We start from the raw sequence: 24,640 nt of genomic DNA on the forward strand, positions 1-24,640 counted from the left end.
AACCAAGTGGTTTTCACTAAGCCAAGTATCTTGAAGTTACTTATTATAGGTTTTAAGCAAACTCTTTACGTAGCTTCTTAGCCGCTGACACCATATTTGCCAATGATGCTTCCGTCTCTGCCCAATTACGTGTTTTCAATCCACAGTCTGGATTAACCCATAAACGCTCTGCCGGAATTTTCTTCGCCGCGGTATTAATTAGCCCTTCAATCCATTCTTCGGTTGGAATGTTTGGTGAGTGAATATCATAAACACCCGGACCAATCTCATTGGGGTAGTTAAACTCTTCAAATGCTTTGAGTAACTCCATGTTTGAACGAGATGTTTCAATAGTAATCACGTCTGCATCCAATGCCGCTACCGATTCAATGATTTCGTTAAACTCTGAGTAACACATATGAGTGTGGATCTGAGTCTCTGGTTTGGCACTTGCCGCTGAGATCTTAAACGCATCGACTGCCCACTCTAGGTATGCTTTGTGGTCGCGTTTTTTCAAAGGCAGACCTTCACGAATCGCTGGTTCATCGATTTGAATAATGTTGATCCCAGCATCTTGCAAATCCGATACTTCATCACGCAGTGCCAAAGCGAGTTGATTGGCGATCTCTTTACGAGAAACATCTTCACGAGGGAAAGTCCAACATAGAATCGTAACCGGCCCTGTAAGCATGCCCTTCATCTGCTTAGTCGTGAGTGATTGAGCATAGGTTGACCAGCCCACAGTCATTGGCTTCTCTCGCTCAATATCTGCCACGACAATAGCCGGTTTCACACAGCGAGAACCATAGCTTTGCACCCAGCCAAATTTGGTGGTTTGGAAGCCTGCCAAGTTCTCCGCAAAGTATTCCACCATGTCGTTACGCTCTGCCTCGCCATGGACCAAAACATCGAGATCGAGCGCTTCTTGACGCTTAACCGCATCTTCAATGTGGCCTTTTAACGCGGTCTCGTATTCAGTTTCACTTAACTTACCCGTGCGATAAGCACTGCGCTGTAAACGGATTTCACTGGTCTGCGGGAATGACCCAATCGTCGTTGTTGGGAATAGTGGCAAACCCAGCACTTCAGCTTGATGTGCTGCACGCTCTTTATAAGGCGCGCTACGCTCAGCTAACGCCTTAGTAATATTACTCAGACGTCGCTGCACTTGCGGTTTGTTAACGTGGATTGCGCTCTTACGGGCTTGAATTGGTGCGCTGTACGTATCGCAAGCTAAAATCGCATTCTCATCGCCATCAAGTGCTTTACCCAGCAATGCCACTTCTGTGACTTTCTGTTTGGCAAAGGCAAACCAACTACGAACTTCCTCGCTTAATGTTGACTCTAACTCTAGGTCTACAGGGCTATGCAGGAGTGAACAAGAGCTCGCCACCCAAAGTTTATCGGCCAGTTTCTCTTTTACTGGTGCTAGTAATGCAAGCTGCTTAGATAGATCGGCACGCCACACATTTCGACCATTAACGACACCAGCGGATAGCACCCAGCCTTGCGGTAGTTTTGCGACAATCGCATCTAATTGCTCTGGCGCTGCAGAAAGATCCACATGTAAGCCGTCTACATTAAGCTCAACAATCCTATCAAGCGTCTCTTCTACAGAGTCAAAATAGGTCGTTAAAAGGACTTTTACGTCACTGCGAATCACTTGATAAGCAAGCTTAAATGAATCTAACCAACGCTTTTCAAGCTCAAGTCCTAAGATTGGCTCATCGATTTGCACCCACTCGACACCATGTTTAGCAAGCTTAGCTAAAATGGCTTGGTACGCGGTCAGCAAGCGAGGCAGCAACGTTAAGCGGTCAAAACCTTCATCAACTTCTTTGCCTAAGTAAAGGTAGCTCAAAGGCCCAAGTAACACGGGTTTCACCTGATGACCTGCTTTAGTCGCTTCATTCACTTCTTCAAACAATTGTGGCCAACTAACCTCAAAAGAATCATCTTTACTGAACTCAGGCACGATATAGTGATAGTTGGTGTTGAACCATTTCGTCATATCAGAAGCTGCGCTACCCGCACAACCACAGTTAGCTTGAGACTGTCCTCGACCAACGCGGAAAAGGGTATCAAGATCGGGGAAACCCTTATTGTGACGCTTTGGTACATGGCCAAGAAGCAGAGTCGTCGTTAAAACATGGTCATACCAAGCAAAGTCGCCCGCCGTGACAAAACTTAAATCAGCATTGGCTTGAGTTTGCCAGTTTTTGCCACGCAGCTGCGCCCCTACTTGCTTGAGTTGTTTTTGATCAATTTCGCCGCGCCAATATTTCTCTAAAGCGAATTTAAGTTCGCGTTTCTCGCCAATTCGCGGGTAACCAAGAATGTGAGTCGTTGTTGTCATTTACCTAGTCCTTGTACTGAGTTGCTTTACTGAGTGATTGGGCTGGACTCTTTAAGAAGTCCGGATGGCTAAACTATCTCGTTTCTCGGCATCATGAACAACGTCCAATTATTCAACTTGTTTATTAAAAAAATTCATGTTCCGCTCGCAATCCAACCACGGCCATGAATTTATAAAGCAAATTTAGACGTCTAGACGTTTACATTGCATTCAAGACACGTTAGGTTAATAACATTCAAGGATTGAATTGGGGGATGAAAGGAACTCATGATCGAGCTCAAGCATCTACGCACACTGACATCACTACGCGATACCGGGTCACTCACGGCTACAGCGACTGCACTGCATTTAACGCAATCGGCTCTCTCTCATCAAATCAAAGATTTAGAGGCGCGCTTAGGTGGACAATTATTTCTACGTAAAACACGTCCAGTTAAATTCACCTCTGAAGGTGAAATCTTGCTACGTGTTGCCGAAGATATATTGCCGCGCCTTGCCAAAGCCGAAAATGAACTGGCTAGCTTAAAGGAAGACGTCAACGGAAGGCTGCATATGGCGATCGAGTGCCACTCGTGCTTTCAATGGTTAATGCCTGCCCTCAAGGAATACCAAGTTACTTGGCCAAGCGTCACATTAGACTTTTCATCCGGTTTTGGTTTTGAACCGCTTCCTGCGCTAATGAGTGGCGAGTTAGATTTGGTTATCACCTCCGATATTCAAGCCCGCTCAGAAGTCCACTTTGAGCCTCTATTTGATTTCGAAATGCGCTTGATCACTTCAATCAATCACCCACTTGCCAACCAAGCGCTGATTCAACCGCAAGATTTGGCTGATCAAACCATGATTTCTTATCCAGTACAAAAACAGCGATTGGATGTGGTGAAGCATTTCTTGCAGCCTGCAGGAATAGAACCTGCAAAATGGAAGCAATGTGACAACACCTTAATGCTGGTGCAGATGGTCTCTGCTGGATTGGGGGTTGCAGCTCTACCCAATTGGGCAATCAGCGAGTTTTCACGCCAAGGATTAATTACCAGCATCCCACTCGGTGAAGGACTATGGCGACGTTTGTTCGCGGCTACGCGTAATTCAGACAAGGAGAAGCGTTACTTACAAGCTTTCTTTACGACCGCCAAGCAACAATGCAAGAGCCACTTAGACGGTATCAAGCTCGCATAAACAAAAAGCCCCATCGTTAGTGCGATGAGGCTTTATACCCAAGTAACCTCAAGGTGCTAGGTTCAGCGAGAATGACTTGGTTTGCAGAAAAGGCAATGATTTGAAGATTTAGTGGTTCTAAATCAAAAATCGTTAACGCAGTATGCGAGCCAAGGCAACTCGCCCTTCGGGAGCGTGTCGCTAACGCAATTTCATCGTCAAACAACTTGGAAATAGCCTGCTATTACGCTGCGTTATTTTCCTTGAACTTGCGTTAGCGACAGCGCTCTGAATCCTGCATCTTGAAGTAATTTGGGTATAGCATCTTTAAACGCTTAGCGTTGATAAGCTTTAAATTGATTGGTCAATGGATCGTATTGATAGCCAAGTACATCGAGTTTCCCAACGACTTGCTCTACATCCATTTCATACATGCTGACTAACTCTTCAAAGCTGTCACATTCAAGGCGTAATTTTTCATTCACGATACCCAGTAGAATGATGCTATCTAGGCTGCGAACATTGCTCAGATCCATATCTCCACTCCCAATTTAATTGGCTTACTACAAGCCTAGCTCTCATTGGGTAAATTAACAGTGAAGAAGATCCAAAAACCAATACGCTAACCAGTAAAACACGATAAGCTACGCAAAGACAGGTTGACTCGCTAACGTTGCTATAACCAATACTGCTAGCCCTAAACCCAACTGTACTTTGCTCGCCGCTTTACCACTAAACATATGCCAGCACCAAATCACTACCCCGGTGATCATTAATGCAAATGCTGTCAGCAATGGAGTCACTAACGTTTCTAACTGTGCTTCTGGCAAGTCATAAACATGGAGTAAAACGGTTAAGCTTGTGAGCATCGCGCTAACAACACCCGCTACGGGTAAAATACGTTGAAACGCTTGCAAGCGAGAACGTGCAATCACCAACAACAACTGAGCAAAGCACCCACCTAGCAAGAAGATCTGCATAAACACATTTGCACCAGCGGCCACCGAGCTTTGTTCACCCACGGCAATACCAACGTAAGCCAGCGCAAGACCATTAGCAAGATACATAACCCACAGAGGACCTTGCTCGCGAGTTTTCTTAGTTTGAACTTGAGAGAAAAAATACATCAGCGCAGCTGATACCATAAAGGCTTGAATTTTCAGTGACGCAACGGCCAGCCACATCACCGCAAGCGTAGGAAGCATTTTGTGCACACGGCCACGTTGCCCAGGGCAAATCTCACCCTTAACCAATACTAGAGTCAAAATAATCTGCGCACCTAATAACATAGGCGCAAACGTTGCTAACAAGTCTTGAATCATAATGATGTTACTAACGAGAAATTGAATTGACACGGATGATACCAAACTTGTGTATTTTCGCTATCTTAATCACCAGTTAAACTCTGGGGTAAGTGTAAAATTATTCAACAGCCCCACTGGCATCTAACCCTAGAGTTTATAAGGGTTTGATGTAAGGTCCTGCTATTGACAGAATGGCAAAATAACACAGCTCAGACTATAGATAGATAGTAGATAAGCCGCTATAATTCGCGCTCACTGGATCTAAGAGCAAAATATGTACAACGACATCACCCCTATTCACGAGCATAAAAAGTACTGGGCAGAGTGCTTTGGTACTGCACCTTTTTTACCGACTAGCCGTAAGGAAATGGATGCCCTAGGATGGGATAGTTGTGACATCATCATCGTCACTGGTGATGCTTATGTTGATCACCCAAGTTTTGGTATGGCGATTATTGGTCGCTTGCTTGAATCCCAGGGTTTTCGCGTAGGTATTATTGCTCAGCCAGACTGGAATACAAAAGATGCCTTTATGGCATTAGGTAAACCAAATCTATTTTTTGGTATTACCGCCGGCAACATGGACTCAATGATCAACCGTTACACGGCGGATCGTAAACTGCGCCATGATGACGCCTACACGCCAAACAACGAAGGCGGTAAGCGCCCAGATCGCGCAACACTGGTTTACTCACAGCGTTGTCGTGAAGCCTATAAAGGCGTTCCAATCGTACTTGGTGGCATTGAAGCAAGCTTACGTCGTCTTGCGCACTACGACTACTGGTCAGATAAAGTTCGTCGCTCAGTACTGTTTGATGCGAAAGCCGATATTCTGCTATTTGGTAACGCAGAGCGTGCACTGGTTGAATTGGCCCATCGCTTATCTGACGGCGAAGATATCTCAACGCTAACTAATATCCGTGGTACAGCTGTCAACCTTGCAGAAGCGCCTGCGAGTTACAACGTTATCGATTCATCACGCATTGAAAAACCGCGAAAAGAAGCCTTTATTCCGCCAAACCCTTATGCGGTAGAAGAGCAATGCGAGACAAAAGCAGAAGAGAAAGCGGAAGCACAACCAATTACGATTCGTCCTTCTCGTCACGATGCAGCAACAACTGCCGTACGTTTACCTCCATTTGAGAAGCTAAACAACGACCGAATTCTATACGCTCATGCTAGCCGCATCATGCACCTTGAGACCAACCCATACTCAGGTCGTGCTCTGATTCAGCGTCATGGTGATCGCGAACTGTGGATCAACCAACCACCGATCCCTCTGACAACAGAAGAGATGGACTTTGTGTTTGGTTTACCTTTTGCTCGTGTCCCTCACCCAGGTTACGGCAAAGCGAAAATTCCAGCTTACGACATGATCAAAACCTCGGTAAACATCATGCGTGGCTGTTTCGGTGGCTGTTCTTTCTGTTCAATTACCGAGCACGAAGGTCGCATCATTCAAAACCGTTCGCAAGAATCTATCTTGAACGAACTGGAAGAGATCCGCGACAAAGTACCGGGCTTTACTGGCACAATTTCAGATCTTGGTGGCCCAACGGCCAACATGTATCGTCTCGGTTGTAGCGATCCTAAAGCAGAAGCAAACTGTCGACGTCCATCCTGCGTGTTCCCAGGTATCTGTAACAAACTCAATACCGATCATAAACACACTATCGATCTCTACCGCGCTGCTCGCCAAGTAAAAGGCGTGAAGAAGGTAATGATCGCATCAGGTGTTCGTTATGACCTTGCGATCGAATCACCAGAATATGTTCGTGAGCTGGTTACCCACCACGTTGGCGGTTACCTAAAGATTGCGCCTGAACATACTGAAAAAGGTCCTCTGGATCTGATGATGAAACCGGGCATGGGTACCTACGATCGCTTCAAGGAAATGTTTGAGAAATACAGTGCTGAAGCAGGTAAGAAACAGTATTTGATCCCGTACTTTATTTCAGCGCACCCAGGCACTGAAGATGAAGACATGTTAAACCTAGCGCTATGGCTTAAGAAAAATAACTTCGAGTGTGACCAAGTACAGAACTTCTACCCGTCACCTATGTGTAATGCAACGTCGATGTACTACTCGGAGACTAACCCACTCAAGCGCGTGAAGTACAAACAGCGCGAAGTAGTGCCTGTCGCTAAAGGTGAACGTCAACGTCGTCTGCACAAAGCACTACTTCGTTACCACGATCCAGCTAACTGGCCAATGATTCGTGAAGCACTAATGGACATGGGTAAGAAACACCTCATTGGTGATAAGCCTAATTGTTTAGTACCTTCAGAAGATCAGGACGTGCTAACACCGGCAGAACGCCGCAAATCAGGCCGTCATGGATCGCAACGTTTCGCGACTAAACACACCAAAAACCAACCGGGCTTTGGCAACCAAAACCAAGGTAATCGAGGTGATAACGGCAGACGCGGTGAAAATGGTAAACGTGGCGAGAATGGCAACCGTCAAGGTGGTCAAGCGCCAGCAAAAGGTGGATTTATTAAGCCGGGAGCGAAGAAACCTGGCGCAAATAAATCACAACAACGCGGTAATGAACAATCTTCACAAGGCGGCAATAAAGGCGGCTCAAATGGTTCCCGAAACCAACAAGGTAACCGCGCAAACCCGCAAGGAAACCGTAAACCTAAGCGTCGTTAATTAGCTTATCAAACCAAGGCCGGCATCACGGCCAGCCTTGGTTATTTCATTAAACTCCTTTCTAGCATAATCCCCTACACCACAGCTTTTATTATTGGCAAGAACCAAGCACCGGTAGGTTAATAGTCCCAATCGAACAATACCCTCATTAAAGTCATTGATATTAATGGTAAAAATCCAAATTTAATCGCTATCACCTGTTCGAAAAATTAAAGTTTTCTTACAATTAATTACAGCAATTTATTCAGAATTAAGAGTAATTCCTATTAATTAGAATGAAACGTTGTGAATGGAACAATATAACTAATCAACAGCACCATTAACTAATCCTTAATTGCTAGAGTGTCGTGGTTTTAATTTTTGTTATTGAGTCCAATATATGAAACTAAGCAATTTAGCAATCAAACATAAACTCACTTCCATAGTAAGCTTGTCTATTTTACTCATTGTTCTAGCGTGTCTCGTTAATTTATTTCAACAAAAAGAAGCCACTCTGACAGAGCGCAAAGCAAAGCTTAGTGCCCAAGTGCAAACGGCACTGAGTGTCACTCAACACTACTATGAAAAACGTGAGTCACTAGGTGACAAAAAGGCTCAGCAGTTTGCTTTAGAAGCTCTAAATTCACTGCGATATGATGACAACAATTATTTCTGGGTAGTCGATCAAAATGTGCAAATTGTAATGCACCCGATCAAGCCCGAGCTTAATGGAGAAAACGCCAATAGTTTTCAAGATGCCTCCGGCAAGTATTATTGGCGCGAGATGGTTAGTTTATCCCAAAACTCAACTCAAAGTGGTTACCTTGACTACCAGTGGTTAACACCCAATCAAGAGCTCCAAGATAAAATTTCATATATTAAGTTATTCCCGGAATGGAATTGGATTATAGGTAGCGGTCTTTTAGTCTCTGACATACAAGAAACTTTTTATGAACTTGCGGTCAAAGAAATCTCAATTGCGTTACTACTTTCGACCATTCTATATGCGCTTGGCAGAGCGATCTCAAACAACATTGTTTTTCCTCTCAACGCCCTAATCGAACATACTCAACAAATTGCTCAAGGAAACCTAAAAGAGCGCATGAATATGTCTCGTAGCGATGAGTTGGGCTCGGTCAGCACCCAAATTGACAAGATGCTCGATAAGCTACAAGAAACGTTTGCTACCGCCAATAATTCAGCGGCCCAGTCAAGCAATATGGCGAGTAATATCGCACAAGCAAGTGAGGAAGCAGCGACAAGTGTTAATTCCCAGCACGCTCAGTTGGAACAATTATCAACTGCCATGACGCAAATGAGTGCAACCATCGCCGACGTTGCCGCTAATGCAGAAGCGACCTCCGCCAGCACCAATAAAGTCACCGAACATGTCCATTTGAGCGATACAGCGATGGCTTATACTTCCGAAACCATTGCAGATGTGTCTCATAATACCTCGACCGCCAATGACCTGATTAAAGAGTTGCAAACTGGTGTCGCAGAAATTGGGAATGTTGTCGATGTAATTCGTGATATCTCCGACCAAACTAATCTTCTCGCACTAAATGCTGCGATTGAAGCCGCGAGAGCCGGTGAACAAGGACGTGGTTTTGCAGTGGTCGCTGAGGAAGTTCGTAACCTTGCTAGCCGCACACAAAGCTCTACCGATGAAGTCCAGCAGACTATTGAAAAACTTACAGAGCAAGCAGGTAAAACAGTTAGCGCGATGGAAAGTGGCCACCTAAAGGTCAGTCAAAGTGTACAAGCATCTGAAGATACGAGGCAGAAACTCAGTGCCATTGTTGATGAAATGCGAAGAGCCAATGATATGGTTGCACAAATTGCCGCGGCTTCAGATCAGCAAAACGCGGTCGCAAGCGACATGAACCAAAATGTCGCGAGCGTTCATCTCTCCGCTAATGAAATTCTACAAGCCTCGCACTCTTTAGCGAGTGATAGTCAAGAAATGGCCTCTACGGCTGAACAACTAAATGAACAGCTCAAGTACTTTAAAGTTTAAAGGTAATGCCCTTAAAACTACAAAGCCCCAAGGCAATCAACCTTAGGGCTTTTCATCTTCATCGATATCGCCAAAGCAACTATTTAAGCGCTTTTTTCATTTGTAAACCAAGGAAAATAAAGCTGATACCTTCAAACAACAACGAAATGCCGACAAACGTACCTAATAGTGACAACGAGAATGCTGGATCATCAAGCAGCGTAAAGAAGTAACCACCGATAAGAAGTGAAACTAAACCACTGACAATAATCCAACCACTGCCTGGTAGAGAGCGGCTACGCAAACCCAAAATCATACGGGTTGCGCCATTAAACATCATTACAACCACCATTAACATGGTCATGGTAATTAAACCCGCGAACGGTTTAAGCAGAATGAAAAGACCGCCAACAATGTACAACACTGCACTAAGCACATACCAGACTTTGTCTTTCCACGCCAGAATACTAAATGTGTGGTAGGCCTGAACCAATCCACTAAATAAAAACAAACCACCAACGATAGTTGTTATCGTTACGCCGGCAGCCACAGGAAGGCTCAATGCGCCAAAACCAGCAAGCGCCACCAGCACACCAACAATAGTGAACCATTTCCAACCTTTTGAAAGTAAAGTTTGCGCCGCTGTTTGAGGGGTGCCCTGTTGAATGTCACTCATGATGATTTCCTATTATTGTTATTTCATATAACCACTGTGCAATCAATTTACGCTTCTTAACGATGCTCGCAACTACCTAATGCAAAAGCACATATTCCACTAATAGTGCTTGAAATCGTCTGCAGCTCGACTAACCGTGTAAATCAACGATGCGTTAATGAAAGCTAAATCTGCAAGATTCAAAGCCTCTCAGCATAGATATGCTTTGTGATGAGGTTTGTGAGTGCCAGTCAACACTGCTGCAACTTCAAGTGAAGCGGGTTTTAGATTTAGCGTTGTTTGCGATAAGTGTAGTCGATATAAAAATGACAGAAACAAAAAAGCCGGCAAATAGCCGGCTTGAGAAATCAGGGAGAACAATACGCTTAAGCGTTTTCCGCTTCAAATTCACGCATAAATTCAACCAAAGCTTGTACACCTTCCAGCGGCATCGCATTGTAAATAGAGGCACGCATACCACCGACAGCACGGTGTCCTTTCAGAGCAACAAGACCGCGAGCTTTTGCCTGCTCAAGGAACAGCTCATCCAACTCTGGTTTAGCCAGCTGGAATGGCACATTCATACGTGAACGGTTATTGCTGTGGATGTTATTGCGGTAAAAGTCTGATGTGTCGATGTAGTTATATAGCAGCGCCGCTTTCTCACGGTTCACTTGCTCAACAGCAGCAACACCACCCTGCTCTTTCAGCCATTTAAATACTAGGCCCGAGAGGTACCAAGCAAACGTTGGTGGTGTATTAAACATCGAGTCTTTCTCTGCCAAAACCTTGTAGTTCAAGAAACTCGGTAGAATATCGCTCGCCAATTCCAACAGATCATCACGCACGATGACAATACATAGACCAGAAGGACCGATATTCTTCTGCGCGCCTGCGTAAATTACGCCGTACTCAGAGACATCTATCTGGCGAGAAAGAATGTTTGACGACATGTCTGCAACGATTGGCTTGTCTGTCTGTGGAAGATCGTCAATTTCTACACCATCGATGGTTTCATTTGGACAGAAGTGAACAAACGCTGCATCTGGGGCAATTTTCCAATCGCTCGCTGGCGTTACCGCAACTTTGCCATCGATTTCAGTTTTCGCGTTGAACACGTCTACTTCACAGTATTTTTGCGCTTCATCAATAGCACTCTCTGCCCAGTAACCAGCGTCAACGTAAGTCGCTTTGCTATTTGAGCCGAGTAGATTCATTGGAACGGCAGCAAATTGTGCACGTGCGCCACCATGGCAGAATAGCACTTTATAGTTGTCTGGGATGGACAGCAGATCACGTAAATCTTGTTCTGCTTCTGTTGCGACTTGAATAAACTCTTTACCACGGTGACTCACTTCCATCACCGAGGTACCGAGTCCATTCCAGTTAATCAATTCCGACTGGGCTTGCTCCATTACCGCTTTCGGTAAAGCCGCTGGGCCGGCACTAAAGTTAAAAACGTTATCCACGGTTTCTTTCCTTGCTCATGCTTTATATAAAAGAGGTATACCAAAATAACCTGACTATATAACCTAGCTGTATAATCTAACTATACAGAGTATTAGCGCGTCTCTACGAGACAACCTATTGAGGTTACTTAGGTATCTCTATCATTAATACCACTTTTTTTCGTATAGAAAAAGCAACAAAAGAGGTCTTAAGACCTCTTTTGTTTGGATAGTGTAAATTTGTTTATACTGAGTAAGCGCTAAGCTACATCATCAAAGGAAGTAAAAGACTCATTAGCGGCACTTTTTGTCCATTTTCAAAGACAATATTACCTTCTTTAATTTCCGCTTTTACTTGGTAGCCTTTGTCGGTTTGCTTAACAAATTCCATAATCAAACCTTCATCGATCGTTTGTCTGATTGATGGGTATTGCTCGACCAACGCATTTGAAACAAATGAATCAAAGTGCCCTTGCAGCGCAGGCATCACTTTCATCGGATCTTGCGAAACATTATCTGTCCCTTCTGGCACGACAAGTTTCCATTGTGAGGTAAACTCACCATCACCAATGTTCATCGCAATTTTGTCACTTGCTAGATAAAAGCCTTTCGCAAACAGACTGTCTACATGCGGTAACATTTGCTGAATATCTTGCGCGTTCAAAACGGGTGAATTTTGGTAAAGCGTAACCAATTGCTCAAATGCGACTGCGTCCAAATCACCAAAGGAGAAATCAACCTCTAAGTTGTCCAGACTCTCTTGATCGACATTAATCTCACTAACGCTAACACCATGCTTACTCGCAACTCGCTGTGTTGCCTCTGCATACTCCGCTGAGTAGTGGTATTGGCCATCTTTAAAGCTAAACATTGAATTTTTCTGTGCGTCACTCACTGACACTTGACCAATGTTCATCACCTGATCACCAATCCAGAAACTATTCATTTTTTTGCCCGAACCCTGACCAGAGACATTCTCAATCATCAGTTTTTCGCCGGTGTTAAAGTCCACTTCGATAGAAGGTACATCAAGTTGGTAATCAACCTGCCCTAGCACAGTCGCATGGCCTTTTAGCGTTGATGGCGTGATTAACATCATCGCACCTTCATTGCCTTCGGTCGTTTGACGCCAAGTGTCCAGTTTAAATTCAAAGTCTGTGTTGCCGTTAAGCTGCGTCACTGTATTTAACGTCAGCGGCATATCAGGCCAATTAGTTAATACCGAATCAGCAGACAAACTGAATAAACCGTGGCTAAGCTCACTATTCACTAGAATTTCCGCAGGAACACCATCAGCGGCAAGTTGTGCTGCAATAGCGGGATCCGTCACTTTATAACGAGTAGTCACAGTAGAAGATAAATAACCACGATCATAATTAACGATTTCAGCCTGCAATGTATCGGAATTTAAATTCGCAATACTATCTTGAATGACATTTTGGCCAATCTGACCAACAGCCAGTGGCCAACAAAGGGCTAAAGATATTGCACCACCAATCGCAGCAAATTTTTTTAGTTGTTGCATCGAACTCACTTATCTCGTTATCCGTTTCTTTGAAAGTATAGCGATTGTTTTGCAATCAACTTGCTAAAACACGCGCTATTTTGTTTAGAGTCTACACTAAAAAAGCATGAGTTAAATCAGACTATTGGAAGTTTTCAGTTAAGGCGAATAATTTCTCTAACTCAGCTCTCATCAACTTCGAGACAAAATTGTTAAAGTAAATGTCTGGCAAGACATGTGATTGGACGCCCTTTTGAATCAATACGCCTTAATCTATCTCGACAACAATCCTGCGAGTTTTGAGCAACTGCGAAATGAGCTTAATGTATTTGCTTCACGATTCGATATCCACTTTGCTCATTCCCTTGAAGCTGCTAACGCTTCGTTGCAAGCCTGTATAGATAACAAACAAGCCATCGCATTGGTTATTGCCAACCAAAATGAAGACTTTAACGGTTCTGATTTTCTAATCCAGCTTGATAAATCACCGTTTACACAGAAAACACGCAAAGTACTCATTAGCTGTGGACAAGACATACAGGCCATCCTCGCCGCGGTAAATGAAGGCCGCTTAGACCATTGCTTGACTCAGCCCCTGCCACGAAATCAGCTTTATAAGACGGTTCAGAATGAACTAACCAATTTCGTAATAGAAGAAGACAAAGAAGATGTCCTTTCTTACGGTTTAATTTTAGACCAGCAGAAATTGCTTCGAGCGCATATCGACTTAAAGATGCGCAGCTATCAAGCTGGGTTTATTTCTGATCATCATAAGATGTCTGACAGTGTGCTGGCTGAAAAAGTCATTAGTGCTTTAATCAAGTTCTTCGCCAACGACGATGAAACTCAAGCTGTCCGGCATTATTCGAGTGACCATCTGCTTACGGTGGAAGGCGAAGAAAATAACTTCCTTTGGTTTATTACCTCAGGCGAAGTTGCACTGTATAAAAAAGACGAGCTAGGTATGCAACGCGAGGTGGTGCGTCACACCAAGGGGAATTTAGTCGGTGGTATGTCATTTGTCACTGGGGAGCCCTCATTTTCCACCGCCGTAACGCTGACCGAGACTGATGTAATCAAACTTGACCGCGAAGTATTTAGCCGCGTGATGTATTCGGACACCGCATTACTTCCCTTGTTTACCAACTTACTACTGCGCCACTTCAACCGTCGACTGCAACGTAACATCAACACTAAAATACAACTTCAGCAAACGCTTGAGTCGTTAGAATCGGCCCATCATCAGTTAATTGAAAGCGAAAAAATGGCGATGCTCGGCCAGCTCGTCGCTGGGGTTGCGCATGAACTTAACAACCCCATCGCTGCAATCTTACGCGGCACCGAAACTCTCACAGATAGCATTACTAGCCTCGTCAATGGCGAAAACCGATGTTCACCTGAAATGACCAGTTATATCATGACACGCGCCCTATCATCTCGACCTAACTCTACTGCCGAAGAACGACAAAAAACCAAAAGTGTCGAAAACCTGGTAGGAGACCGGCGACTGGCGAAAAAACTCGTGAAGCTTGGTTTAAACGAAGACCAACACTGGCTCAAGCGTGCAAAAAGTAATCCTCTACTCGTAAGTGATGAGCTCAATGAGCTTGAAAGCTTTCACGTTGCGGGGGCAACACTGCGCTCTATTAATGTGTGCGCTCAAAGAATCGCAGACATGGTGAAAAGCCTCAAAGGCTATGCACGTCAGGATGATGAAACCTTTCACTTCGTCGATATTCATGAAGGTATTGAAGACACCTTAGTCATATTTGAAAACAAACTAAAACGTCATCAACTCGAGAAACATTACTCGCAATTGCCACCCGTGCGCTGCCTACCCATTGCGTTACAGCAAGTGTGGACCAATCTTATCTCCAACGCAATTGATGCCCTTCCTGAACAAGGGGAATTATCCATCACCACTCGCTTACAAAATAAAGATGATAAACAGTGGGCAGTTATTGAGGTACAAGATAACGGCTGTGGTATCTCTCCCGAATTACAGCAACAAGTATTCGCCTTAAACTTTACGACAAAAAAAGAAGGAAACTTTGGCTTAGGTATCGGTTTGTCGGTTTGCCAGCAGATTATTCATCAACATGGTGGCATTATTGACGTAGATTCAACAGTTAACGAATACACCAAAATGTCGGTCTGGCTGCCGATAGAACAGAAATTTGACAACAGCGAGGGATAAACCATGAATAAATACCTCATTCTATGCGTAGATGATGAACGAGAAGTATTAGACAGCGTACTTCAAGATCTCGACTGTTTCGAAGAACATTTCTTACTTGAAGGTGCTGAATCGGTTGCCGAAGCAAAAGAGATCATTGAAGAAGCTCAAGCAGAAGGCACGCAACTGGCGTTGATCCTATGCGATCACATCATGCCCGAGCAGACTGGCATCAGCTTTTTGATTGAGCTCCACGACAACAATTTGACAGCCAAGGCTAAAAAGTTGCTTTTGACAGGGCAAGCAGGGTTAGAAGATACCGTTGAGGCGATTAACCACGCCAGCCTCGACTTTTACCTCGCAAAACCTTGGGGTGGCGAGCAAATCCGCTCAGCCGTTAAAAGCCTGCTTACTCAGTACATAATTGATAATGAACCAGAACCTATGCCTTGGGCGCGAGCTCTGGATACTGAGAAGATCTTTAATGCAATTGCAGAGAATCGAATCAGTTTTGGTGAATAATTAGCCAACACACTGCTATTTAAGGCATCGAATTTGCATAATTTGTAAATATCGACAAAACAATGACATTTTTGCCTAGAGATACCTCGCAACTATCAGTAATATGCACTTGGTATTGAGGGCTGTATTGTCGCCCAAACATGGACAAATAACTTAAAGGTTTAATTCCTTATGCGTAAAACAATCTTAGCTACAGCGCTAGTACTTGTAGCTGGCCAATCTTTTGCAATGACTGATCCTAGCAGTCCAACAGTTATGAGTAACTTTAGCTACGATTACCTTGAAGCTCGTATCGGCGCTAGCCCTGGTACCTTCGGCGCAGGTATGAGTAAATCAATCCACCCAAATGCACACGCTGTCGTTCGTATTGACTCTGAATTCTCAAACGACTTCGACTCTGCTGCTGGTGTGGGTTTCCATGCTCCTGTTAATAACTGGGCTGACCTAACTGGTGAGATCCTGTTCCGTATGGTTGATAACAAAGAAATCGGTACAGAAACAGGTATGGAATTAAACTTAGGTATTCGTCAATGGCTTGGTCCACAACTTGAAGTGGGCGGTAAAGGCGGTTACGTTTCTATCGACGACAACGAAGATTGGATCGCTTCTGCTTACGCACGTTTCCACGCTACAGAGCTATTCTCGCTAGGTGGTGAAGCTCGCTTCAACGAGTTCTATGGCGACCAATTGATGTTTAGCGCGCGCTTTAAGTTCTAAGCGGCCCGCAATAGACAAAAAAACCGGCGATTGCCGGTTTTTTTATATCGTTCTGACTACTACTCTAAACCCAACTGTTCTGAAATCGCTTTAATCTGCTCAAGATCCATTTCATGCACACGAATCATTTGGTTTATTTGACTCATTCGTGAGTTAGCCTCATCTTGCTTATCACAAGAGTCAGATTTCGCATCCCAGGACGTGCCATCTAAATAAGCATTACACTCTTTTTTCAATGTCTCATACTTAGGCTCAAGCTTAACAAGCTCTTTTTTCAAACTGTCCAGCTCTTGCTTGATCTTCAACTCATGTTGAAACAACTCTCGGGAACGCTCAAGCAGTGATGTTTGCATATCTGCTTGTTGATTTAACTTAGTGTTTTTCTGCTCCGCTTGAGACAGCTCATTCTTTTGCGCGTTAAGCTGCTGAGTTAGCTTCTGCTTGTCTTGATTCAACACAGCAATTTGCTTTTGTAGCTCCGCCAATTCGGCTTGATGGTTCTGTTGAAACTCGCCGACCTTCGCTTCAAGTTTCTTCTCTAATTCAAAATCAATATTGGCAGCACGCTCTTCAACATTGCTCACAAGCTGTTTCTTTTGGTCTTGCGCAGCTTGGTATTGCTGCTGCAATTCTACATACGTAGCTTGCCATTTATTTGCGGTCACGGTCGAACCTAAAAGACCACCAAGCGCGAGGCCTAATACCCCTGCAATAGCGATATAGAGATAGCTACGTTTATCACGCTCCTCAATGACGACTACATCTTCTTCGCTGTTATCTAAATCAGGCGATTTGTTCACTGTTGGCTCCTAAGACCGCTAACGCATAAGTTCGGTGATCATGATGCTGGCAGTGTAGACTAGAAAGCCGGAGATCAGCGTGATGACAACATACTTTTGTAGCTTTTCGTTGGTTCGGTAACGAACCAGCACAAACGCAAGTGCAATAAGAAATACAATCGCAATCAATCTTGTCATAACTTCTCCTTAGCTAGACTCTACGCTAGGCACCATTAATTCTGGATTCTAAACACCTCTTTTATACCATTTTTTTGCTTAAAAAGGTCAGCGCTAGGTAGTTTTCTCGCGTTAAATATAGCTTAGCAATATCGCAAGCTATGAGTTTGATTAAGATCCGCCCGATCAGACTAAATAATTGGTATTATATTTGGGTGATGACGATATTTACTGTATAAACAAATTGTCCTAATGATTCGAGGCAAAAACATGAAACCATTTAAACAAGAAAACAAAAAACGTCGTATTTTGAAGAAAATGTACCTAGGCGAGTTCGCAATGCTAGGTTTCGAAGTAAGCTGCAAAACGAACATTGCAGACTTCGATCGTTACGACGTGTTCGTTGATGAGTTCATCGACTACATCGACAGCCTAGGTCTATGCTTTGGTGGCGGTGGTCTTGAGCTATTCGAAGGTTTCATCTGTGCTTCTGAGCGCTACCAGGACGTAACAGAAGAACAACAAGCACAAGTTGTTGCTTGGCTTCAAGCTCGTGACGAAGTAACTGACGTGATTGCAAGCGAGCTAGTTGACGCTAACTACTTCTAATCGCACGCATATTCATGCTTAAAAACGCTCCTTCATGGAGCGTTTTTGTTTTCTAAACCTTAACTTTTTTCCCCTTCACTGCCAATTTATCCTCAAGCAAAGGTTTTCGTTTATTTCTTCCGCTAAAAACCTGTTGAATTGTTCAAAAAAAGTGATAGAGTTCTCCTGTCGATAGCGACCAGTGCTAACGACTAGCATTTACTCACTAGATGAGTAATTGTTCCGATGAAGACTGCAGGAGAGTGGTTATTAACCAAATTTTAACATTTGGTCAGATTAACCTACCGAAGAAGTAAATCTTTCAGGTGCTACCTAGGTAGCGAGGACTGTAGTTGGAGGAACCTCTGGAGAGAACCGTTAAATCGGTCGCCGAAGGAGCAAGTTTTGCGCAAGCAAAGTGAAACTCTCAGGCAAAAGGACAGAGGAGTGGAAAGAAACATCCTGTCACTTAGACTCGTCTAAGTGCTCTATCTATTGATCGTCCTTTTTATATTGGACTGTCATGCCTTTCCCTCTTCTCCTTAAAGCTTTATTAATTAAGGGGAAACCATGAATAACCTTCATACATTACTAAAAACTATCGACGACTTTGTCTGGGGTCCACCACTACTAATTCTATTAGTTGGTACAGGTATATACTTCACTTTTCGTCTAGGTCTACTGCAATTTAGATACCTGCCAACCGCGTTTAAAATGATCTTCAGTAAAGACGATTCGGATAAACAAGGTGATGTATCGAGCTTCGCTGCACTGTGTACTGCGCTCTCTGCCACTATTGGTACAGGTAACATCGTCGGTGTTGCTACCGCTATCAAACTGGGTGGTCCTGGTGCTCTATTTTGGATGTGGCTCGCTGCCCTATTCGGCATGGCAACCAAATACGCTGAATGTCTACTGGCGGTAAAATATCGCCGTATCGACGACAATGGTGAAATGGTTGGCGGCCCAATGTACTACCTACAATATGGTGTAGGCTCAAAAGCGTTAGCGATCATGTTTGCTATCTTTGCGCTTGGCGTCGCGTGTTTCGGTATCGGTACATTCCCGCAAGTGAATGCCATCCTTGACGCAACTGAGATTTCGTTTGGTATTTCCCGTGAAATTGCAGCCAGTGTTTTGACTCTACTGGTGGCGTTTGTAACGCTAGGCGGTATTCAGTCTATCGCAAAAGTCGCAGGTAAAGTGGTACCAACCATGGCGCTATTCTATGTACTAGCGTGTTTGAGCGTGATCATCATGAATGCCGACCAACTACTACCAGCCGTTGAACTCGTGCTCACTTCTGCATTTACTTCAACAGCAGCAACTGGTGGTTTCTTGGGTGCAAGCATTATGCTGGCTATCCAATCTGGTATTGCTCGCGGTGTCTTCTCTAACGAATCTGGTCTTGGTAGTGCACCTATGGCAGCAGCGGCTGCGAAAACAGACTCTTGTGTAAAACAAGGTTTGATTTCAATGACAGGTACGTTCATTGATACCATCATTATCTGTACCATGACTGGTCTTGCGCTAATCCTTACCGGCGCTTGGCAAAGCGACTTCGCTGGCGCCGCGATGACAACTCACGCGTTTGCGGTTGGCTTGAATATGGACACATTCGGTCCAATGCTGATCTCTATTGGCCTGATGTTCTTCGCTTTCACCACCATTTTGGGTTGGAACTACTACGGTGAGCGTTGTGTTGTCTTCCTATTGGGTACTAAAGCGGTTCTACCTTACAAAATTATCTTCGTAGCACTCGTCGCATCAGGCGCTTTCTTGCACCTAGATATGATTTGGATTATCGCGGATATCGTCAATGGCCTAATGGCAATCCCTAACCTGATTGGCCTGATTGCTCTGCGCCAAGTGGTGATTGAAGAGACGAAAATATTCTTCTCTGCCAACAACGAGAGCACACTGGACTCAGTGAAAGCCTAACCTCGTCACTAAATTCAAGCGATAAAAAACGCGGCTACTTAGCCGCGTTTTTTATCTTTAATTTTTCTCAACACTATTTATCTTCAAGCAACAGCTTGACGCCCAGCGCCACCAGCACAACACCGGTTGTCGCTTCCATCCAAGTCATAAAACGGCTGCTCTTAAGCAAACCTTTTGCGGTATCTAAAGCGCCAGCTAAACCACATTGCCAAATCATCGCTATCACAAAGTGAATCGCCGCCATAAGCAGTGACTGGGCAAAAGCTGAGCCTTCTGGATTAATAAACTGCGGCAAGAAAGCAAGATAGAAAACCGCGGTTTTAGGATTCAATACGTTAGAAAGAAAGCCCTCGCGCAATGAACGCTTTAAATTCAAGCTCTGCTGGTTCAAGGTTAATTCTGAAGGCATCGCCTGCCCTTTCGTCAAAGCTCGTAAGCTCGAGAAGCCTAACCAAATCAAATACGCCGCGCCTACCAATTTGACCGCAGCAAACAACTGTGCCGATTGAGCCAACAGCGCTGAAATACCAATAGCGGAAAACGTTGCATGGACAAACAAGCCCAAACAAATACCCAAACTGGTTGTCGCACCATCCACCACGCCCCCGCGTGAAGAGTTACGAATCACCAGTGCGGTATCCACACCTGGAGTTAAAGTTAAAATAGTAATCGCGATTAAAAAAGCTTCAAAATTGACAATCATACTGCTGCGTCCTTGTAGTTGTACTTTCTTTATACCGCTAACTTAGCGACTTGGAAATAGTTCACTATGCCCCTTCGCAATTTTCCTTGCACTCGTATCAGTGGCAATGCTTTGAATCCAGCACCTTTAAGTCACTTGAATAAATTGTCACAACAAACAATTTATCTTCGCCACACTGATTGCTAGACTGAGGTATCTTTCCTATTTAGAAGGCCTAACCCGATGAGCGCATTCGAAAAACTGGTTTCTCACTCAAAGAAAATTGCCCATTTTAATCACCTAGCCGCCATTTGCGGTTGGGACCAAGCTTCGATGATGCCAAGTGGCGGTAATCAAGCGCGTTCTGAAGCAATGGCAGAACTGTCCGTTCACATTCACTCACTACACACGCAACCGCAACTGGCAGACTGGTTTGCCGAAGCGGAACAAGAACCCCTAACCACCGATCAATCGGCAAGTTTGCGCGAACTAAAAAGACAGTGGCAACAGGCGAATTTACTGCCTGAAGATCTCGTTCAGGCGAAGTCACTGGCCGGTTCAAAATGCGAGCACGCATGGCGCACACAACGTAAACAAAACGACTGGCAAGGTTTTGAAAAGAACTGGGCGGAAGTGGTAAAGCTCTCGCAAGAAGAAGCGCAGTTACGCGCTGATGCAAATGGCTTGACGCCTTATGACGCTATGCTCGACATCTATGAACCGGGAACCTGTTCAGCGTCACTCGATACTTTATTCGCAGATGTGAAACTTTGGCTACCAGAGATGATCGATCAAGTGATTGAAAAGCAGGCGAGTGAAGCTTTTATTGAGCCAACTGGTCAATTTGCCGCTGACAAGCAAAAGGCACTGGGGCTTGAAGTGATGCAGCTGCTGCAATTTGACTTCGAGCACGGCCGCCTCGATGAAAGCGTGCACCCATTCTGTGGTGGCGTACCAAGCGATGTGCGTATTACCACTCGCTACAATGAAAATGAGTTTGTGCAATCACTGATGGGGATTGTGCATGAGACAGGCCACGCGCGTTACGAGCAAGGCTTGCCAAAAGCACTAGCTGGCACACCAGCGGGCGAAGCGCGCTCAATGGGCATTCATGAATCACAATCACTGTTTTTTGAGATGCAAGTAGGCCGTAGCGATGCGTTTATTGCGCACTTAGCAAACCTTGCCGGCAAGCACTTTAACACTGCCAGTCCTGAGCTATTCTCGCAGCAGAATTTCCAAAAGCTCTACACTCGTGTGAAGAAAGATTTCATCCGCGTCGATGCCGATGAACTCACCTACCCTGCGCACGTCATTCTGCGTTACGAGATTGAACGCGATTTGATTAACGGCAACATCAAGCACACTGACGTTCCAGAACTTTGGAACCTGAAAATGCAGCAATACCTTGGCCTATCAACCGAGGGTAACTACAGCAATGGCTGTATGCAGGATATTCACTGGACAGATGTCAAGGGAACAGTCAACACTAATGGAAAACGCCTTGCAAAACATAACTATAAAGATGGGTGTATGCAAGACATTCACTGGTGCGATGGAAGTTTTGGGTACTTCCCAAGTTATACACTAGGAGCTATGTACGCAGCACAATTTATGGCTGCGATGAAGAAAACCGTTGATGTGGACGCTGCAATTCGAAGCGGTGATCTAACTCCTATCTTCACTTGGCTTAGTGATAACATTTGGACCAAAGGTAGCTTGCTAACGACTAATGAGTTAGTCAAGCAAGCTACTGGTGAAACACTCAACGCTGCGTATTTCAAAGATCATTTGAGAACTCGATATCTAGACAAAGCATAAACCAATGTGCAGAGTCCGCGTGCTTTCGCGGACTCAAAATGGACACTCGATATTCATGCTAGTTATTCTAATTAGCTTTATCTGATAGCTAACGGCAAACTAGGTGGCTAACAAACATGCCGCTCAGCGAAATTGAACACCTCAAACACCCTGCAAAACCAGACCTAAAATGCCCAGTGTTTGTTTGTCAGTCTAAAGGGTTTTGTTATGCATTTAGCAGCAAGTACACCATCAATGACATCACTGTCAATGAGATGGGTAATCTATAGAACACTGATAACGTTGCCATTTTATCTAGAAATTGGCTATATCTTGATGTGAGAAATGCAAGATACCAAACAATTAGGTTAAAGCAGATGACAAAAAATAAAGAAACTACTACTCCTGAACCGAAAAGCCCTGCTTGCCACCATGTTAACGTGTCATAGGGCAGAAAAAACAATTGACCTACAACCAACCCTAAAGTTAAACAGCCAACAGAGTACGTATTTAATAAAACCCTGTTTGTAACATAAGAAATACCACGTGTTTTGGGAAGCAGCAAACATGCCCCAAAGAGTAACACCCCTAGACTACCGATTAAATTCCAAAAATTTGGCGCTTTACCCTCATTAATAGCCTTAGAATAAAACTCAGATTCAGGGTAACAATAAGAACTCCACAGCACGAATAGAAAAGCAGGTAAAAACCAAGAAAAAAACGAAATCAATGCCTTTACGTAATCCTCATCTTTCGGTTTTAATGCTGTCTTACCAAAATGATCGGTAACTCTTACTCCAATTTTCATCATGTTAACCTCTGATACCAAACGCCTGCTAAAGTGCAGATAACTATTATGATACCTGAGCAAGTCTGCGTAATCACTAAACCCAAATAACCAAATCAGCAGAGTTGCTTACACCTCAACTGAGCCTGAAGATAACCAGAAAACAACTGTTTAACCATTTTTTTGAATAGAGCGTGCTGAGGTTAACCAATAAGTGTATAGCGACCCAAGCAATGTTGGTTGCCAGCGGAGAGACTGCAATAAGAGATCCTCAATATGTGTTTGTCGCAAGCAATACTTAATGACCGAAATGACAAAACGAAATAGATAAACTTTGTTGTTCGCAGATCATTGGCTTATAACGCAGTCAGCGGGATGTTATCGCCCATTGACAGGTAGAAGGCTCATATGTTTGTTATACCGTTGTTTCACGCTGATTTGCTTTAAATTGCTCAATAGACTCCTTAATCGTTTCACGAGACTCAAACTCTGTAATGCAAGAGTAAAGCATCCACTGATGAATTAGCTTTGGTTGAGCACGAAACGCGATAAACGAGTTGATTTTTGCATACCTCTGTAAAGACTTAGATTTAGTGTATATTTTTGCTTTCAAAAATGCCCGTTCGTACGCAAGGAAATAGTAAAAACAATAGATGTATGGCAGCAAACTAACAGATAGCAACATGGGGACGAGAAAATCACGAAATGTCCCGATACTGAAAAATTTAGTTGGTTCGCTATAGATGTTTAGCAACGAATCAATGAGTAAGAACAGCCCCAAAATAGCGATGGTTACATCGACTACTTTTTTCACTGGTAGATGTTTCGGTTTCACGGCGAAAGCACTGCAAAAACTAAGAAACGTCAATAATGACACTAAAATTAATTCCTCCACAAAACTATATGAATGAAATGCCACCAAAAATTCAACAAGCACTATTAATTTTAACTGACTATTTAAGGACTCTCGAAGAAACTCGATAGGTTCGCTAACTTTCGTTGTTTTTAATAGCTGAACGAATGCGACAAACACAAACCATAATATGGTATTTTTTAACTGACCAACATTCCAAACATCAATACGCTCAAGTAAGAAAACCACGAAGATTGTATAAACGGCTAGTGTCGCAAGCGTAATGATAATTGTCTTCTGTAGCATAGATCGGGCAATACAACCTAGCGAACGTCGTACTTCTGAGTCTTTAATCATCATCAAAGCAAAGAAGACAATTATGATAGTCGCCGAGGCTAATTCTCGATTATTGAATACGTTCAAAATACTCCTCACTTATGAGAACAGTATAACTGTCATTAGACCTTAAATTTCTACATTTAAATGCTAATTTTTCTATCTAGTTCTTTGTTATCACAAGTTTAAATGAAATTTTCATTATAAACAGTGGGTTATATTTAAGAATCAGAACGTCAAATCC

General features: G+C 43.9%; 20 protein-coding genes and 2 riboswitches. Of the genes, 9 read left to right on the forward strand and 11 right to left on the reverse strand.

The window, feature by feature from the left end; translation table 11 throughout:
• Nucleotides 1–52 precede the first annotated feature (52 nt).
• Nucleotides 53–2,335, reverse strand: coding sequence for a 5-methyltetrahydropteroyltriglutamate--homocysteine S-methyltransferase (gene metE, locus IRQ95_RS01015; protein WP_194435156.1), 2,283 nt, complete (start codon nucleotides 2,333–2,335; stop codon nucleotides 53–55).
• A 267-nt stretch (nucleotides 2,336–2,602) separates the two neighbouring features.
• Here metE and IRQ95_RS01020 point away from each other — a divergent pair, with 267 nt between their 5' ends.
• On the forward strand, nucleotides 2,603–3,514 hold the full coding sequence (locus IRQ95_RS01020) for a LysR substrate-binding domain-containing protein (RefSeq protein WP_194435157.1): 912 nt from the start codon (nucleotides 2,603–2,605) through the stop codon (nucleotides 3,512–3,514).
• 314 nt (nucleotides 3,515–3,828) lie between these two features.
• Here the strand turns inward: IRQ95_RS01020 and IRQ95_RS01025 are convergent, their stop codons facing one another.
• Complete coding sequence (locus IRQ95_RS01025) at nucleotides 3,829–4,029, reverse strand: DUF4250 domain-containing protein (protein WP_075648864.1); 201 nt, start codon at nucleotides 4,027–4,029, stop codon at nucleotides 3,829–3,831.
• A gap of 108 nt (nucleotides 4,030–4,137) precedes the next feature.
• A complete protein-coding gene (locus IRQ95_RS01030; RefSeq protein ID WP_489114235.1) occupies nucleotides 4,138–4,842 on the reverse strand; it encodes a hypothetical protein in 705 nt (234 codons plus the stop codon).
• A gap of 229 nt (nucleotides 4,843–5,071) precedes the next feature.
• On the opposite strand from IRQ95_RS01030, the gene IRQ95_RS01035 reads away from it, so the two are divergent.
• Nucleotides 5,072–7,453: a YgiQ family radical SAM protein gene (locus IRQ95_RS01035; protein WP_194435158.1), complete on the forward strand. Its 2,382-nt coding sequence runs from the start codon at nucleotides 5,072–5,074 to the stop codon at nucleotides 7,451–7,453.
• Between the two features lie 379 nt (nucleotides 7,454–7,832).
• Nucleotides 7,833–9,452, forward strand: a complete 1,620-nt coding sequence (locus tag IRQ95_RS01040) for a methyl-accepting chemotaxis protein (RefSeq protein ID WP_194435159.1) — start codon at nucleotides 7,833–7,835, stop codon at nucleotides 9,450–9,452.
• A 79-nt stretch (nucleotides 9,453–9,531) separates the two neighbouring features.
• Here the strand turns inward: IRQ95_RS01040 and IRQ95_RS01045 are convergent, their stop codons facing one another.
• The 3 genes from IRQ95_RS01045 to IRQ95_RS01055 all read right to left on the reverse strand — a co-directional run bounded on the left by IRQ95_RS01045 (nucleotide 9,532) and on the right by IRQ95_RS01055 (nucleotide 13,059).
• Nucleotides 9,532–10,107, reverse strand: coding sequence for an HdeD family acid-resistance protein (locus IRQ95_RS01045; RefSeq protein ID WP_194435160.1), 576 nt, complete (start codon nucleotides 10,105–10,107; stop codon nucleotides 9,532–9,534).
• 365 nt (nucleotides 10,108–10,472) lie between these two features.
• Nucleotides 10,473–11,555: a 3-phosphoserine/phosphohydroxythreonine transaminase gene (serC, locus tag IRQ95_RS01050; RefSeq protein ID WP_194435161.1), complete on the reverse strand. Its 1,083-nt coding sequence runs from the start codon at nucleotides 11,553–11,555 to the stop codon at nucleotides 10,473–10,475.
• 244 nt (nucleotides 11,556–11,799) lie between these two features.
• Nucleotides 11,800–13,059 carry a DUF945 family protein gene (locus IRQ95_RS01055; protein ID WP_194435162.1) on the reverse strand — a complete coding sequence of 420 codons (1,260 nt, stop codon included), beginning with the start codon at nucleotides 13,057–13,059 and terminating at the stop codon, nucleotides 11,800–11,802.
• A gap of 232 nt (nucleotides 13,060–13,291) precedes the next feature.
• On the opposite strand from IRQ95_RS01055, the gene IRQ95_RS01060 reads away from it, so the two are divergent.
• From IRQ95_RS01060 to IRQ95_RS01070, 3 genes are all read left to right on the forward strand, one after another.
• Nucleotides 13,292–15,235 carry an ATP-binding protein gene (locus IRQ95_RS01060; protein WP_194435163.1) on the forward strand — a complete coding sequence of 648 codons (1,944 nt, stop codon included), beginning with the start codon at nucleotides 13,292–13,294 and terminating at the stop codon, nucleotides 15,233–15,235.
• A gap of 3 nt (nucleotides 15,236–15,238) precedes the next feature.
• The gene (locus tag IRQ95_RS01065; protein WP_194435164.1) at nucleotides 15,239–15,736 is read left to right on the forward strand and encodes a response regulator; all 498 of its coding nucleotides are present in this window, start codon (nucleotides 15,239–15,241) and stop codon (nucleotides 15,734–15,736) included.
• Between the two features lie 171 nt (nucleotides 15,737–15,907).
• The gene (locus IRQ95_RS01070) at nucleotides 15,908–16,453 is read left to right on the forward strand and encodes a hypothetical protein (protein ID WP_194435165.1); all 546 of its coding nucleotides are present in this window, start codon (nucleotides 15,908–15,910) and stop codon (nucleotides 16,451–16,453) included.
• 59 nt (nucleotides 16,454–16,512) lie between these two features.
• Here the strand turns inward: IRQ95_RS01070 and IRQ95_RS01075 are convergent, their stop codons facing one another.
• Both IRQ95_RS01075 and IRQ95_RS01080 read right to left on the reverse strand, forming a co-directional pair.
• On the reverse strand, nucleotides 16,513–17,253 hold the full coding sequence (locus tag IRQ95_RS01075) for a chromosome partitioning protein ParA (protein ID WP_194435166.1): 741 nt from the start codon (nucleotides 17,251–17,253) through the stop codon (nucleotides 16,513–16,515).
• An 18-nt stretch (nucleotides 17,254–17,271) separates the two neighbouring features.
• Nucleotides 17,272–17,430, reverse strand: coding sequence for a hypothetical protein (locus IRQ95_RS01080; RefSeq protein ID WP_194435167.1), 159 nt, complete (start codon nucleotides 17,428–17,430; stop codon nucleotides 17,272–17,274).
• Nucleotides 17,431–17,679: 249 nt separating this feature from the next.
• Here IRQ95_RS01080 and IRQ95_RS01085 point away from each other — a divergent pair, with 249 nt between their 5' ends.
• Both IRQ95_RS01085 and IRQ95_RS01090 read left to right on the forward strand, forming a co-directional pair.
• Nucleotides 17,680–18,018, forward strand: coding sequence for a 50S ribosome-binding protein YggL (locus IRQ95_RS01085; RefSeq protein ID WP_194435168.1), 339 nt, complete (start codon nucleotides 17,680–17,682; stop codon nucleotides 18,016–18,018).
• Nucleotides 18,019–18,243: 225 nt separating this feature from the next.
• Nucleotides 18,244–18,357: riboswitch (glycine riboswitch) on the forward strand.
• 2 nt (nucleotides 18,358–18,359) lie between these two features.
• Nucleotides 18,360–18,443: riboswitch (glycine riboswitch) on the forward strand.
• 124 nt (nucleotides 18,444–18,567) lie between these two features.
• Entirely contained in the window at nucleotides 18,568–19,938 is a 1,371-nt protein-coding gene (locus IRQ95_RS01090; protein WP_194435169.1) for an alanine/glycine:cation symporter family protein, read from the forward strand.
• Between the two features lie 73 nt (nucleotides 19,939–20,011).
• On the opposite strand, the gene IRQ95_RS01095 is transcribed toward IRQ95_RS01090, so the two are convergent.
• A complete protein-coding gene (locus tag IRQ95_RS01095) occupies nucleotides 20,012–20,641 on the reverse strand; it encodes a LysE family translocator (RefSeq protein WP_194435170.1) in 630 nt (209 codons plus the stop codon).
• 222 nt (nucleotides 20,642–20,863) lie between these two features.
• On the opposite strand from IRQ95_RS01095, the gene IRQ95_RS01100 reads away from it, so the two are divergent.
• Nucleotides 20,864–22,441, forward strand: a complete 1,578-nt coding sequence (locus IRQ95_RS01100; RefSeq protein WP_194435171.1) for a carboxypeptidase M32 — start codon at nucleotides 20,864–20,866, stop codon at nucleotides 22,439–22,441.
• A 205-nt stretch (nucleotides 22,442–22,646) separates the two neighbouring features.
• On the opposite strand, the gene IRQ95_RS01105 is transcribed toward IRQ95_RS01100, so the two are convergent.
• Complete coding sequence (locus tag IRQ95_RS01105) at nucleotides 22,647–23,231, reverse strand: hypothetical protein (protein WP_194435172.1); 585 nt, start codon at nucleotides 23,229–23,231, stop codon at nucleotides 22,647–22,649.
• A 391-nt stretch (nucleotides 23,232–23,622) separates the two neighbouring features.
• Nucleotides 23,623–24,483, reverse strand: a complete 861-nt coding sequence (locus IRQ95_RS01110; RefSeq protein ID WP_194435173.1) for a hypothetical protein — start codon at nucleotides 24,481–24,483, stop codon at nucleotides 23,623–23,625.
• Nucleotides 24,484–24,640 lie beyond the last annotated feature (157 nt).

Source organism: Vibrio fluminensis (assembly GCF_015278125.1).
Classification (GTDB): Bacteria; Pseudomonadota; Gammaproteobacteria; order Enterobacterales; family Vibrionaceae; genus Vibrio; species Vibrio fluminensis.